This is a genomic window from Flavobacterium supellecticarium (assembly GCF_004801375.1).
In the GTDB taxonomy this organism is placed as follows: domain Bacteria; phylum Bacteroidota; class Bacteroidia; order Flavobacteriales; family Flavobacteriaceae; genus Flavobacterium; species Flavobacterium supellecticarium.
The window spans coordinates 613,327-628,194 of the sequence record NZ_SSNZ01000002.1 but is presented as its reverse complement, the minus strand read 5'-3'; the positions used below and the strand labels follow the sequence as shown (position 1 = coordinate 628,194).

At 38.6% G+C, this 14,868-nt stretch carries 15 protein-coding genes; 14 read left to right on the top strand and 1 reads right to left on the bottom strand.

Features of this window, described 5'->3' with window-relative positions:
* Positions 1-3 precede the first annotated feature (3 nt).
* From E6C50_RS07550 to E6C50_RS07535, 4 genes are read left to right on the top strand one after another with little or no spacing between them, the layout of a single operon-like run.
* The gene (locus E6C50_RS07550) at positions 4-780 is read left to right on the top strand and encodes a glycosyltransferase family 2 protein (protein WP_136402595.1); all 777 of its coding nucleotides are present in this window, start codon (positions 4-6) and stop codon (positions 778-780) included.
* A 53-nt stretch (positions 781-833) separates the two neighbouring features.
* Positions 834-1,832 carry a hypothetical protein gene (locus E6C50_RS07545; RefSeq protein ID WP_136402594.1) on the top strand — a complete coding sequence of 333 codons (999 nt, stop codon included), beginning with the start codon at positions 834-836 and terminating at the stop codon, positions 1,830-1,832.
* Positions 1,833-1,835: 3 nt separating this feature from the next.
* The gene (locus tag E6C50_RS07540) at positions 1,836-3,023 is read left to right on the top strand and encodes a glycosyltransferase family 4 protein (RefSeq protein ID WP_136402593.1); all 1,188 of its coding nucleotides are present in this window, start codon (positions 1,836-1,838) and stop codon (positions 3,021-3,023) included.
* Between the two features lie 20 nt (positions 3,024-3,043).
* Positions 3,044-4,054 (top strand): glycosyltransferase family 2 protein, encoded by a 1,011-nt coding sequence (locus tag E6C50_RS07535; protein ID WP_136402592.1) that lies wholly within the window; start codon positions 3,044-3,046, stop codon positions 4,052-4,054.
* A 92-nt stretch (positions 4,055-4,146) separates the two neighbouring features.
* Here the strand turns inward: E6C50_RS07535 and E6C50_RS07530 are convergent, their stop codons facing one another.
* Positions 4,147-5,145, bottom strand: a complete 999-nt coding sequence (locus E6C50_RS07530) for a glycosyltransferase family 2 protein (RefSeq protein WP_136402591.1) — start codon at positions 5,143-5,145, stop codon at positions 4,147-4,149.
* Between the two features lie 154 nt (positions 5,146-5,299).
* On the opposite strand from E6C50_RS07530, the gene E6C50_RS07525 reads away from it, so the two are divergent.
* The 10 genes from E6C50_RS07525 to E6C50_RS07480 all read left to right on the top strand — a co-directional run bounded on the left by E6C50_RS07525 (position 5,300) and on the right by E6C50_RS07480 (position 14,867).
* Positions 5,300-6,382, top strand: coding sequence for a DegT/DnrJ/EryC1/StrS family aminotransferase (locus tag E6C50_RS07525; RefSeq protein WP_136402590.1), 1,083 nt, complete (start codon positions 5,300-5,302; stop codon positions 6,380-6,382).
* The gene (locus E6C50_RS07520; protein WP_136402589.1) at positions 6,376-7,023 is read left to right on the top strand and encodes an acetyltransferase; all 648 of its coding nucleotides are present in this window, start codon (positions 6,376-6,378) and stop codon (positions 7,021-7,023) included. Before E6C50_RS07525 ends, E6C50_RS07520 begins: the two co-directional genes overlap by 7 nt.
* Positions 6,977-7,327: an LbetaH domain-containing protein gene (locus E6C50_RS07515; RefSeq protein ID WP_230978971.1), complete on the top strand. Its 351-nt coding sequence runs from the start codon at positions 6,977-6,979 to the stop codon at positions 7,325-7,327. The genes E6C50_RS07520 and E6C50_RS07515 overlap by 47 nt, the downstream gene beginning before the upstream one ends.
* A 196-nt stretch (positions 7,328-7,523) precedes the next feature.
* Entirely contained in the window at positions 7,524-8,576 is a 1,053-nt protein-coding gene (locus E6C50_RS07510; protein WP_136402587.1) for a lipopolysaccharide core biosynthesis protein rfaS, read from the top strand.
* Entirely contained in the window at positions 8,494-9,612 is a 1,119-nt protein-coding gene (locus E6C50_RS07505; RefSeq protein ID WP_136402586.1) for a glycosyltransferase family 4 protein, read from the top strand. Before E6C50_RS07510 ends, E6C50_RS07505 begins: the two co-directional genes overlap by 83 nt.
* 13 nt (positions 9,613-9,625) lie before the next feature.
* Positions 9,626-10,738, top strand: a complete 1,113-nt coding sequence (gene glf, locus E6C50_RS07500) for a UDP-galactopyranose mutase (RefSeq protein WP_136402585.1) — start codon at positions 9,626-9,628, stop codon at positions 10,736-10,738.
* A complete protein-coding gene (locus tag E6C50_RS07495) occupies positions 10,725-11,720 on the top strand; it encodes a hypothetical protein (RefSeq protein WP_136402584.1) in 996 nt (331 codons plus the stop codon). The genes glf and E6C50_RS07495 overlap by 14 nt, the downstream gene beginning before the upstream one ends.
* 65 nt (positions 11,721-11,785) lie before the next feature.
* Complete coding sequence (locus E6C50_RS07490) at positions 11,786-12,349, top strand: L-threonylcarbamoyladenylate synthase (RefSeq protein WP_136402583.1); 564 nt, start codon at positions 11,786-11,788, stop codon at positions 12,347-12,349.
* Between the two features lie 33 nt (positions 12,350-12,382).
* A complete protein-coding gene (locus tag E6C50_RS07485; protein ID WP_136402582.1) occupies positions 12,383-13,816 on the top strand; it encodes a CCA tRNA nucleotidyltransferase in 1,434 nt (477 codons plus the stop codon).
* A 31-nt stretch (positions 13,817-13,847) separates the two neighbouring features.
* The gene (locus E6C50_RS07480) at positions 13,848-14,867 is read left to right on the top strand and encodes a COX15/CtaA family protein (RefSeq protein ID WP_136402581.1); all 1,020 of its coding nucleotides are present in this window, start codon (positions 13,848-13,850) and stop codon (positions 14,865-14,867) included.
* Position 14,868: the final 1 nt, after the last annotated feature.

Below are 14,868 nucleotides of genomic sequence, written 5' to 3'. Positions count from 1 at the left end.
CATATGAAATTGCAATCCGGTTCAATTAAAATCAGCGGGCTGATAATCACGTATAACGAAGAAAAAAATATCCGGGAGGTCATCGAATGCCTGGACTTTGTAGATGAGATTATCATCGTGGATTCGTATAGCACTGATAACACTGTGCCCATTGCCAGGACGTATCCGAACGTTAAGGTGGTACAAAATAAATTTGTCGATTTTACCACGCAACGAAATCTGGCGCTGGAACTGGCCAGCTATAACTGGGTTCTATTTTTGGACGCCGACGAACGCATTACGCCGCCATTGCGCGCCGAAATTATCGCTGAAGTTCAGAAACCGGAAACCAAAGATGCGTATTACTTTTTAAGGAAGTTCTATTTTGCCGGAAGAGCGATCCATTTCTCCGGTACGCAAACGGATAAAAATTTCCGATTGTTTAAAAAAGATAAAGCGCATTATATCCCGGAAAAACTGGTTCATGAAACCTTAAAAGTCGACGGTACTATTGGAATACTTCAAAATAAGTTACTCCATTATTCCTACGACAATTATGCGATTTATAAACAAAAAATGATTAGCTATGGTGTTTTAAAAGGAAAAGAACTGTTCCTTAAAGGCAAAAAATACAGCGTTTTTACGCAATACCTGAAAACCATTTTTAAGTTTATCAAAGCCTACTTTATCCGCCTGGGAATACTGGACGGAAAAGACGGTTTTATCATATCGTATTTACAGGCTTTAAGCGTATATCATACGTATAAATCATTAAAAGCGAACCAAAAACAAAATATTTAACTAGTTGTAACAGTTATAGTAATAACACACTCCCTTTAATTCGTATTTAAAAAATGAAGCAGAAGATTTGTTTGATCAGTTTCGACAACTGGCACTACGACAAATATATCATCAAATTGTTACAGCAAAAGAATATCGATGCGTATCATATCAATTTGGGAGGTTATAAACATGCCAATTTAGCATCGCGAATCGTCAATGTGTTTTCCAAAATTTTCCTGGGTATTAATCTGAAAACCAAAAAGAAACAGGAACATATTATTTCCGAATTACAAAAAAACGGTCAACACGATATTATTCTGGTGATCAATCCCGATGTTATCGAATTGAAATACCACCAACAGATTAAACAATATACTAAAAAATATGTTGCATATCTGTATGACAGCCTGGATCGCTGTCCGGTTGACCATCTCTTAAATGCCGGACTTTTTGATCAGGTTTTTTCCTTTGACGAACAGGATGCCAAAGCGCACAATTTTGTCAAAATGAATAATTATATCTACTTTGACAAACAGGAAATCCCAACCGAAAAACCGAAATATAAAGTTACAACGATCTCTTCGTTTGACAAACGCTTTCCGATATACAATAAAATTGCCTATCAGTTGGAACAATTGAAAGTGCCTTTTCATTTTATTTTTGTGAGCCGGAATATTGAATACAAAAAATTCAAATACAATTTCAAAGCCGAAACCGGCGCCAAAACCAACGGGCAGTTATTATTTCAATCAAAGAAAATCCGTTTAAAACAATTGCTAAAACTCTATTCGGAAGCCGAAATTATTCTGGATATTGTACAAAACAACCAGACCGGTTTGAGTTTCCGGGTGTTTGAGGCTATGGGAATGCAGAAAAAACTGATCACCGATAATAAAACCGTGGTGAATTACCCGTTTTATAATCCGAATAACATCCTGATCATTGATCGCGAAAACCCTGTAATTGCTACCGAATTTCTAACGACGGATTATGAACCCGTTCCGGAAGAAATTTACAATCAATATACATTAGACAATTGGGTTACTACGATCTTTGACTTGAAAAAATAGCCTATGAATATTCTTATTTTAACGAGAGAATACAAAAATGACAAGCTTCCTCCTTGTGGCGGAACCGGAATCTTTAATACACTACTGGCCAAAGAACTGGTAAAAAGAGGCCATCAGGTAACTGTTTTTGGTGTAAACAAAACCAATATCGATTTTGATGACGAAGGGGTTCGCGTTCATTATACCAAAAACCTTTTTAAACGCAATTTTGTGTACGATCTGATTCGATCCATTACGCAGAAGTTTTCGTTTTTAATGCCCTATCATTTTAAAATTCACGAAAAAGAAAAACGCGATATCAGTCGGCGGCTTTTTGCCTATATTGAGAAGAACAATCTGGCTGTCGATATTATCGAATGTCATGATTTTGAAGGCTTAAGTTTGTTTTTAGGTAAAAAATTCCCGTATGTCGTGCGCTGTCATGGTTCCTTTTCCGTTTTGGAAAAATATTTTGGCTACAAAGTAGAAGCCGGCCGTAAACATTGCGAGCGCGAAGCGTTTAAAAAAGCTAGAAATGTGATCGCCATATCTCGTTTTTCCGAGCAGATTAATCGGGAATTATTTGGTGTTTCCAGATTCAAACTGATTTATAACGGGATTAATATTCAGGAATTCCAACCGGATCCAAATCCGTCTATAATTCCATTTTCCATTTTCTATCTCGGAAATGTTTCCCTTGAGAAAGGAGCCGATACTGCTTTCCGTGTATTCGCCCGTTTAGCAGCGAAATTCCCGCAGGCGACCCTGCAGTTTGTCGGTCGGGAAACACCTTATAAAGCGGTTTTAGATAAGGAAATTCAGGCGCAGGATTTGACCGATAAGGTTATCTTCCACGGTTATCAGTCTAAAGAAAATATCATTCGTTTGCTCAATAGTGCGCATGTGGGAATTTTTCCGTCCAAAGGAGAAACTTTGGGTCTGGCACTTTTAGAGGCGATGGCACTGGCCAAACCTGTTGTGGCTTCGAATCTGGATTCTTTTAAAGAATTGATCACATCGGGCGAAAATGGCTATATCTGTGACACCGATGCTGATTTTGTAACCCATATATCCGATTTACTGACCGATACTACTTTGGCTGAAACCCTTTCCCAAAAGGCGCGAAAAACCGTTGTAGATCATTTCAGCATCGAAAAAATGATGACCGAAACCTTAGAGTATTATACGACAATTATCCAAAATCATAACTAACTTCTGTTAATCGATTATTTATGAGTCAACCTATTTTATCTGTAATTATACCGGTATATAATGCTGAAAAATACCTTCAGGAAACAATTAACAGTATCCTGAACCAGTCTTTTACTGATTATGAGTTGATAATTCTCAACGATAAATCGACGGATAACAGTAAAGCCATTATCGAAAAAAATGCGGCTGCCGATTCCCGTATCGTGTTTGTCGACAAAATAGAAAATATAGGACCGGCGCGGTTGCGAAATGAAGGTTTTGAAACGGCAAAAGGGGAATTTATCGCCTTGATGGATGCCGATGACATCGCTATGCCCGATCGTTTCGCCAAACAGCTCCAATTTCTAAAAGAAAATCCGGAAGTAGGTGTCTGCGGAACGTTTTACACCCTTTTTAAAATGGATGGCAAACGAAAATTAATAGCTCTTCCGACAGAGCATCTTGCGATCCGAACAGCTTTTCTTTTTTATGATCCGGTTGGGAATCCTACGATCATGCTTCGTAAGGCTGTTTTAAACGATTTTCGCTTTGATGACGATTTTGTGCCGATCGAAGACTATGAATTGTGGGATCGGATGAGTGCTCATACCCAAATGGCTAATATATCGGAATCGCTTCTTGATTACCGATGGCATGATACGAATATCAGTCAGACCAAAATTCATAATGTAAACCGCGCGCTCCGAAACCTCCGGTTAGCGCAATTACAACGTGATTTTGGTATTACTCCTGAAAATACCAATATTGAGGGTTATCTGAATGCGTTTAATTTTAAACGGGGATTATCGGCTCAGGAAGTCATCGCGACTATTGATGCATCTCAGCAATTAATCGCCAAAAACCGCGAATCCCGTATTTTTGATCAAAAAATACTCGAAAAACAGATGAACCAGATTGTAGTCCGTACGGTTCGTAAATCGAAAGAGTTTAACAAACCACTGTTACAATACCTTCGAAATGAAGGCAAGCCGATATTTCGTAAGGTACGCTGGTTTGACCGTATTTTGATTACGCTTAAATCAATATTTTAAATTCTAAAGCGTGGTAGCTTACGATTTTCAGAACGTAATATTTTATACTACCAATCAAAACTATAAAAAAAGAGGAACTCAGGTTCCTCTTTTTAGTTGTATTTTATACCGAAATAGTTCATTTTGATATGGCGTCGCCAGAATTTCATGCGCATTCCAAACGAGGCCTGTTTTAAGAATAGCTGTACCGCCTGTTGGGGTTCCTTGGCATAAGCTTCCTTATCCCTGTACAATTTCAACGCTTCAAAAGCCGAATCTTTTAGCAGCGACTGGATTACTTTTTGCATATTCGATGTTTGCGCCTGAGGCAGTCGGTCGTAAATTTCTTTTACGTTCAGATAGGACGAATATCGTTGAAAAAAAGCTGGTTTTAACGAATAAATTCCGCCCATATGCCAACGGTATACTCCGCCCTGAAAGTTCAGAAAAGCGCCTTTACCATGGCATAAAACCAATCCGTATAAGGTGTTGTCTTTTACATATTGAAAGTTTGTAAAGTCTTGCGGATTTACAGCCGACCTGCGAAATAAACTGGTTAAAGTAAGTGTACAATAAGGAACAAAAAGATTGTCGAAATCGATCGTATGAATTGGCGGTAGCGTTTCTGTAAAATCATTAGACCATAACTCTTCACCTTTTTTATTCCAATAATTGGTCCAGGTGATTACATAATCCGGATTGGTTTCCAGAAAATCAACCTGTTTTTGTAATTTGTACGGATCTATCCAATAATCATCTCCCTCACAAAGTGCAATGTATTTCCCTCTGGCTCGCGGAAAAGTTGTCTCTCCCCATATACCACGGGTTCCTATTTTGGAAAATTGGTTTTCCTTTTGATAAATTGGTTTGATTAGTAACGGATAGCGGCTTTCAAATTCTTTCAATAACGCTGGTGTACCATCTGGAGAAGCATCTTCATGGACAATAATTTCAAACGGAAAATTTGTTTTCTGACTTAAAAATCCTTCCAACGCATCGCTTAAATACGCTTCATGCTTAAAGGTATCACATAAAATACTGACTAAGGGCTTGTGAATATCCTGTCCGCTCCAATCGGCCAGTATTTCTTCCTGACTTCTGTAATGCTTCATCTATAATTCTGTTACGATCCGGCCAATCCGGATCTGATTGATATCTTATTCCGTTTGGGTACGTTCAGATTGCTTAACTTTTTATATTTTTACTGCACAAATGTAACCATTAAGTTCGTTTATCAATACAAATAAAATTTACAAACCCATATTAATGATAACAGTAACCAAAACCTTTTTTCCGGATTTAAAAGAATACGAAAAGCAACTTGAACGAATATGGGAAAACAAATGGCTTACTAACCGGGGAGAACTGGTACTGGAATTGGAACAGAAATTAACCGATTATCTGAAAAGCAATTCCATGATCATCACCAATAACGGAACTGTACCACTACAGATTGCTCTTAAAATTCTAGGCAAACAAGGGGAAATCATTACCACTCCGTTTTCATATGTAGCGACGACGTCTTCTATTATATGGGAAAACTGCACACCTGTTTTTGTAGACATTCATCCGGAATACCTCACTATTGATGAAACCAAAATCGAAGCGGCGATAACACCGAAAACTACCGCTATTCTGGCTACGCATGTCTTTGGTAACCCTTGTGAAGTCGAAGCGATTGAAGCCCTTGCGCAAAAATATGGCCTAAAGGTGATCTATGACGCCGCCCATGCTTTTGGTGTAACTTATAAAGGTGAATCGCTGTTTAATTATGGCGATGTGAGTACCTGTAGTTTTCATGCGACCAAACTTTTCCATACCGGCGAAGGTGGTGCACTGTTTTGTAAAGACAGAACGCTGTTTCATAAACTATTCTATAGTCATAACTTCGGACATAACGGTCCGCTGGAATTTCACGGACTGGGAATTAATGCGAAGATATCCGAACTTCAGGCGGCTATGGGACTGGCTGTTTTACCACATATGGAAACCATTTTATCTGAACGAAAAAAAATAGTTGATTTTTATAACCTCCATTTGGATTTTAATCAGTTAGAAACCATGATCATCCGACCGGAAACCACCTGGAATTACAGCTATTATCCAATTATCGTACCTTCGGAAGCAATACTTTTAAAAGTTCAAAAAGCTTTAAACGATAACAATATTATCCCAAGAAGGTATTTTTACCCTTCGTTAAATACAATCGAATATGTAAACCAACCGGATCAGTCCATGCCGGTTTCAGAATCGGTTGCCAAACGGATACTCTCCTTACCTTTGTATGTTGGTCTAACCGAAGAAGAATTACAACAAATTGTCACTATAATCAATCAGAACGCATGTTAGTAGTTGGAGCCAAAGGATTTGCCAAAGAGATTCTGGAAGTACTTCACCGGAACAATCAGACCGAAAATCTGGTCTTTTATGATGACGTTAGTACGGATATCCCGGACAAAGTATACGATCTCTTCCCGATACTGACCAATCTGACCGAGGCACAGGCTTATCTTCAGAAAACCGATAACCGTTTTACGATTGCCATAGGTAATCCGGTATTGCGAAGACTTCTCTATGATAAATTTATAGCTATTGGAGGCGATTTCACTTCTACCATTTGCCCGCATACTGCTATAGGCACTTTTGGAAATCAGATCGCTTCGGGATGTAATATCATGACAGGAACCATTATTACCAATGGCATTACGATTGAAAAAGGGGTACTGATCAATCTAAATTGCAGCATTAGCCACGATAGCCATATCCAAGAGTTTACCGAAATATCCCCGGGAGTAAACATTACAGGACATTGTAAAATAGGATCTTATACTACTATTGGTACTAATGCCACAATACTTCCTAAGGTTATGATTGGTAAAAATGTTATTGTTGCAGCCGGAGCTGTGGTCACCAAAGACCTGCCGGATAATTGTATGGCTGCCGGTGTTCCTGCTGTCATCAAAAAAATACGTCCCGATATCGTATTTTAAATCGCTAAAAAAGCCCGGTATTGTCCAGAAAAGAACGTTTACAGACCATGATTGTACCATCGGTTCCGATTGTCATATTGGAGAATTTTCGGAAATTTCACCAGGTGTAAATATTTCTGGTAATTGTAAAATCGGTGCGTATCGTAACATCGGAACCAATGCGACAATACTTCCCAAAATTACAATCGAAAAAAATGTTGTCATTGCTGCAGGTGCTTTCGTTATAAAAGATTTACCGGACAATTGTATGGCTGCCGGTGTTCCTGCGGTTATCAAAAAAGAATTACCTGAAATAACATTCTAAACCCGCCCCAAACAATTGGACAATCGACTATTAATCGATTAAACGCTGCGTTTATAATTCGGCTATGGCTCGTATTGTCCTAATTAAAGCAATAAAAATAGATCTTAAAACGATTCCGGAAAAGGATATTCTCCACTCCGGCCAGACTTTTATTGTACCTGCTAAAGCATAATAATAACCACTAAAATTCATGCCCATGAAGAAAAAGATGTTATATATTGCTCCGGATCATTATGACTTCTATAAAGTCATCCTAAAAGGATTTCAGGATTTTACCGATCATTCTGTGGTCATGGTTTTATCCAACGGATATTCGTATCACTATAAAAATCTTGGCGAACGGTGTTTGAATTTCTTTTTAAAGCTGTGTTTTCATACGAATATCAAAAAAATCCATTCTCAAAAAGTTATCCTCCAAAAAATAAATCAATATCCCACTTACGATATCGTTTATGTGAACCGCCCCGATATGCTCTCTACTGAATTATTAGCGCTTATTGCCCAAAAAGCAACCTTTTCCATTGCGCATTATTGGGATAGTTTTTCCAAAATAAAAGGTCAGAAAGAGACCATGCCTTATTTTGATATCCATTATAGTTTTGATCAAAACGACTGTACTCAATATGGTTTACACTTTACCCCCAATTTCTATTTTACCGAAAATCATTCGTCAAAACCCCAATACGATGTCCTTTTTCTCGGTACCTATGACTATCGTTTTACCCAAATAAAACAAATTATACAGCAATTAAACCATCAGGGAAAAAATGCAAAGGCTTTATTATTTTCCAAAGACAAAAACATTCGTAAAAAACATACTTCCCAAAAAATTTCCTTTCTGGATAAAATTATTCCATTCCCTGAGATTGTAGCTCATAGCGGCAATACACAGATTATCCTTGATATCCACCACCGCAATCAATCCGGCTTATCTTTTCGTCCGTTTGAAGCCATGGGCTTAAAGAAAAAATTAATCACTACCAATCCGCATATCAAAACCTACGACTTCTACAATCCGAATAACATTTTTATCTGGACCAATACCACTCTCTCCGTTCCGGATTCTTTTTTCACCACGCCGTATACCGAAATCCCCATCGCCATTCGACAAAAATACACACTCGAAAATTGGGTTCATTCCATAACAACTATAAAGATATTTCATTATGATGCAACAAAAAATTTATTTTATTTGCCCCGACACCAAAGCGCCCATCGGAGGCATCAAACAACTCTACCGACAGGTTGATATCTTAAACAAAAATGGCTTTAACGCGGCTATCCTTCATAGAAAAAGAGGTTTCCGACATAAGTGGTTTGAGAATACAACCGGGATAGAATATAGCGCTTCTTTCTTTTCGTTGATCAAACAAAGTATCCGAATGGGGGAAGTATCATTTCTGAAAAGAATTTTCTACAAAATTACTTTAGTTATACAAAGTCTTTTGCCTTCTAAACTCGACACGAACGCCATATTTGTTTTCCCCGAAGTGTTTACTATGAGTTTTTTAAAAATTAAAAAAGATATCCAAAAGGTGGTTTTCAATCAGAACTGCTATTATTCTTTTTTCTATAACACACTCGAAAAACTCCCGACCGAAAGGCAGTATGCGGATCAAAATATCCTGGCGACGATAGTCGTATCCGAAGATTCAAAAAACTATCTATCCTTTGCCATTCCCAATATAAAACTCTATCGGATACGAATAGGTATTGATCAAAACACGTTTTATTATCAACCCCGGAAAAAGAAACAGATTGCTTTTATGCCTCGTAAAATGAAAGAGGACATTATACAGATTTTCAATATTCTAAAATATCGAAATAGTTTGCAGGACTGGTTACTGGTAAGTATTGATAATAAAACAGAACAGGAAGTGGCTCAGATTCTGAGGGAAAGCCATATTTTCCTGAGTTTTAACCATATCGAAGGGTTTGGCCTTCCTCCTGCCGAAGCTATGGCTTGTGGCTGTATCGTTATCGGGTATACAGGACGGGCCGGTGAAGAATATTTTAATCCCGACTTCTGCTATCCTGTCTCCGATGGAGACATCATTGATTTTGTTCGCAAAATTGAAGAAGTACTGGCACTTTACGAACAGGATCCTATCCTTTTTCTTGAAAAACAAATCAAAGCCTCACAAACAATTCTCGACAAATATAACCTTGAAAACGAAGAACAGGACATTGTGACCACCTGGGACCAAATTTTAAACTTCCGTAAAGCCAATTTCATAAAATCCGAACAACAAGCGGTTCTCAATATGCATTCACGTTCCATTTAACACCAAAAATAAGATGACAACTGACTATGATCTTCTAATTGTAGGTTCCGGACTTTTTGGAGCCGTTTTTGCTCATGAAGCCACTAAAATCGGCAAAAGATGCCTTGTTATTGACAAAAGATCCCATCGGGGCGGTAATGTTTATTGTGAAAAGATAGAAGACATTACAATCCATAAATATGGTGCGCATATTTTCCATACCAACGATAAATTTATCTGGGATTATGTCAATCAGTTTACCACGTTTAACCATTACATCAATAGTCCCGTGACCCTTGCAAAAGGAAGGCTTTACAACCTGCCTTTTAACATGAATACATTCTACCAGTTATGGGGTGCTATTACTCCCGAAGAAGCACGGGCAAAAATTAATGTCCAGATAGACCGGTTTGGCGTTGCAAATCCGGCAAATCTCGAAGAACAGGCTCTTTCTATGGTAGGTAAGGATATTTATGAAACTTTGATCAAAGAATACACGGAAAAGCAATGGGGGCGTAAAGCTACAGAGCTACCGCCTTTTATTATTAAAAGGTTGCCAATCCGGTATACTTTCGACAATAATTATTTTAACGATACCTATCAGGGCATACCCGTTGGCGGTTATAATAAAATTATTGACGGATTGCTGGAAGGAACTGAAATACGTTTAAATACGGATTTTTTTGACGATCGTTCGTATTTCGAATCGCTGGCCGAGACTATTGTATTTACCGGAAAAATCGATGAATATTTCGATTATCAATTCGGAGAACTCGAGTACCGCTCGCTCCGATTTGAAAACGAAATTATCAACAGCTCCAATTTTCAGGGTAATGCCGTGGTCAATTATAATGATGCTACAGTTCCTTTTACCCGTATCATCGAGCACAAACACTTCGAATTTGGCAAACAACCGCAAACCGTTATCACCAAAGAATATCCGGAATCCTGGTCTTCAAAAAAAGAAGCTTTTTACCCTGTTAATGATAAAAAGAATCAGGCGATTTATAAACAGTATTGCCTCATGGCAAAGGATTCCAAGGTTATTTTTGGTGGTCGACTTGCCGAATATAAATACTACGATATGCATCAAATTATTGCTTCGGCCATTAGAAAATTTAAAACCGAATATTGTGAAACTAAATAAAACAACCACAACTTTCTATCTGATAGCCCCGGCCAATTTTGCTTCGGGCGGTCCCTTGTTAATGCACCAACTGGCATCCAAACTGATCGGTATGGGATTTAAAGCCAAAATGATGTATATCGGGCAGCAATCATACATAAATCCGGTACATGAATTTTACAAACGCTTTAAAATCCCGTATACGAATATTATAACAGATATTCCGGAAAATATCGCCATCTTTCCCGAAATCTATACCGGGATGATCTATCACTATAAAAAAATCCATAAGGTAATCTGGTGGTTAAGTGTCGATTTCTTTTTGGCTGCCATTAGGCCGAAACCCTTTTCCTTACGACGCTTTTTGGGTTTAAAACCAACAGTGTACCATTATGATTTTAAAAAGGAACCCTTGCTTTCCCATTGGGTACAATCGCATTATGCCCGGCATTTTCTGGAATCGAAAAGCGTCACTGACATTTATAATTTATCCGACTATCTTGACGCTATTTTTATCGATAAATTAAAAGAAAGATCTTTTACCAACCAGAATAAAAAAAACAGGATTGTATACAATCCCAAAAAAGGATTTAGTGATATGCTGGAGTTGATCCGAAAAGCACCTTATATTGATTGGTTTCCGATAGAAAACATCACTCCGTCGCAGGTGCGACAATTGTTACTTAGCGCCAAAATTTATATCGACTTTGGAAATCATCCCGGTAAAGACCGTATTCCGAGAGAAGCTGCAATGTGTGGCTGTATTATAGTTACAAACAGAAAAGGAAGTGCTAACTTTGCAGAAGATATTCCGATACCGGACAAATTTAAAATAGATTTTATACCGGGTAAAGAACGTGATGTTATTGACTTGTTAGAAAATTGTTTTACAGCATATGAAAAAGAAGTCCGCCATTTCGATAGCTATCGCAAAAAAATTGAACAGGAAGAAGCTGTTTTTAACAACGATTTATCTAAAATAATGACTACTTTTTTTGATTAAGTCGCTAGTATTGTTTTGAATCGCTTCCTGTAATGATTTATAAAAACAGTTTAAATAAATATAAAATGATTGCAGAAGAAATTCACAAAGCATACGAAGTGATCAAAAACGGAGGAATCATTCTGTATCCAACCGATACCGTTTGGGGAATCGGTTGTGATGCAACCAATCCGGAAGCCGTAAAAAAAATATACGTGCTAAAGCAACGGGAAGAAAGTAAAAGCATGATCGTCCTGATGAACGGAGACCGTATGGTATACAATGTTTTTAAAGATATTCCGGAAGTAGCCTGGCAAATCCTCGATTTATCTGAAAAACCAACCACACTAATCCTGGATAATCCGCGAAATGTCGCACCCAATATCATCGGCCAGGATAATACGTTAGGGATGCGAATCGTTAAAGAACCTTTCTGTTTTAAACTAATGGAACGGATGAAAGTTCCGCTGGTTTCCACTTCGGCAAACATCAGTGGCGAACCTACTCCAAAATCGTTTAAAGAAATAAGCCCCGCAATTTTGCAAGGCGTCGACTATGTTGTAAATTTGCACCACGATAAAATTGGCGGTAAACCGTCGACTATCATAAAACTGTCTGGGAACAGTGAGGTAAAAATTATACGAAAATAAACAGCTTAGCCCTGCAAACCGGAGCGACCATTAATGAAAAAACAAACTTCATATAAAGAGGCATTACAGTCCAAAATTTTTGAAATTATATCCCGTGCGGCCAAAGAGCTACAGGTCGATTCCTATGTTATTGGCGGCTTTGTAAGGGATTTGATTCTGGAACGCAATCATAAAAAAGACATCGACATCGTGGCCGTTGGTAGTGGTATCGAATTGGCTTTAAAAGTGTCGGAACTGATCCCACACAATCCGAAAGTGCAGGTCTTTAAAAATTACGGTACCGCCATGCTTCGCTATGAGGATATGGATATCGAATTTGTAGGTGCCCGCAAAGAATCCTATCATTTCGACAGCCGGAATCCGGTTGTGGAAAATGGTACGCTGGAAGACGATCAAAACCGTCGCGATTTTACAATCAACGCTTTGGCACTTTCCCTAAACGAAGCCAACTACGGCGAACTGGTTGATCCGTTTAACGGATTGGCCGATATGGAAAACAAATGCATCAAAACGCCGCTGGATCCGGATATTACCTATTCAGATGATCCGTTACGTATGATGCGTGCGATCCGTTTTGCATCCCAACTCAATTTTACCATCGAATCGGAATCGTTGGCTTCCATTTCCCGAAATAAGGATCGGATTAACATTATTTCCGGAGAACGCATTGTCGAGGAATTAAACAAAATCCTATTGTCAGACAAACCTTCTGTAGGTTTCCTTCTTTTGTATCAAACCGGCTTACTCGATATTATTTTACCGGAACTGACCGCTTTAAATCAGGTGGAAGAAATAGAAGGCCATACCCATAAAAACAACTTTTATCATACCCTGGAAGTCGTCGACAATATTTGTCCAAATACCGACGATGTATGGCTACGCTGGTCGGCATTGTTACACGATATCGGTAAAGCACCAACAAAACGTTTTTCTAAAAAACAGGGTTGGACATTCCACGGACATGAATTTTTAGGTGGTAAAATGGTAAAACGTATTTTCGAACGTTTGCATATGCCGTTAAATCACAAGATGAAATTCGTGCAGAAAATGGTTATGATGAGTTCCCGACCAATTGTTCTGGCTCAGGATATTGTAACCGATTCAGCCGTCCGTCGTTTGGTTTTTGATGCCGGTGAGGATGTCGAAAATCTGATGATTTTGTGTGAAGCCGATATCACAACTAAAAACCCGTCGAAATTCCGAAAATATCATCATAATTTTAAAATCGTCCGCCAGAAAATTGTCGAAGTGGAAGAACGCGACCATATTCGAAACTTTCAACCGCCTATTACCGGAGAAGAGATCATGGCCATTTTTAATCTAAAACCTTCCCGCGAAATCGGCCTTTTAAAAGAAGCCATCAAGGAAGCCATACTCGAAGGAGAAATCCCGAATGAATACCAGCCGGCTTACGATTTTATGATGGAAAAAGCGGCAAAACTAGGATTAAAAAAGGCAACCGAATAACCTTCTGGTTCAAACTTAAAAGCTTACAAAAATGAAAAAACATTTCACCACCATCGCAAAAACAGCTTTAGTATTAGTCTATTTAGTAATTGTAGCCGGAGCGCTGGTTCGTATGACCGGTTCCGGAATGGGTTGTCCCGATTGGCCGAAATGTTTTGGATATTATATTCCTCCAACCGATATCAAGGAATTGACCTGGAGTGAAAACCACACGTTTAAAAAAGGTCAGGTGATCATTAAAGATGAAAGTCTGTTGGTAGCCAAAGATGATTTTACCACCGGAGCGGAATTTGACGCTTCCCATTGGAAAAAATACACCAAGCACGATTATGCGATCTTTAATGCTTCGCATACCTGGACCGAATATGGCAACCGACTGGTAGGTGCTTTCGCCGGTCTGGCTTGTTTTATTATGGCTATTGCGTCATTTTCACTGTGGAAACAAAGTAAAAAGATTACCCTATTGTCCTGGCTGGTTGTTTTTATGATGGGATTCCAGGCATGGTTGGGCGCAACGGTTGTGTATTCGGTATTAAACCCGGTAAAAATCACCGTTCATATGGTAATGGCACTGGTAATCGTTGCCGTTATCTTATATATCATCCGATTGGCCAAACCGGTTTCGTCGGATAAAATTGCGAATCCGATGTTTTTGACTATCCTTTGGGTTTCACTTGGATTAACGTTAATTCAGGTGGTTTTAGGAACTCAGGTACGCCAATTTGTAGACGAACAGGTAAAATCCGGAATCGGAAATGAAACCCTTTGGTTAAGTAAACCCGAAGTGAGTTTTTACTTTCACCGTACGTTTTCCGTAGTGGTATTTTTATCGAGTCTGTTTCTGTATTTACGCAACAAACGATTGGGTTTGGGCTTTTCAAAAATCAACTGGGTGATGCTGCTATTAGCATTGGAAATCGCCTCCGGAATTGCCATGTATTACCTGCATTTCCCATTTGGAAGTCAGACAATTCATTTGGTACTTGCCTCGATTTTATTCGGAGTGCAGTTTTATATGATTCTGGAAGCCCGAAAAAATAAAACGGTATAAA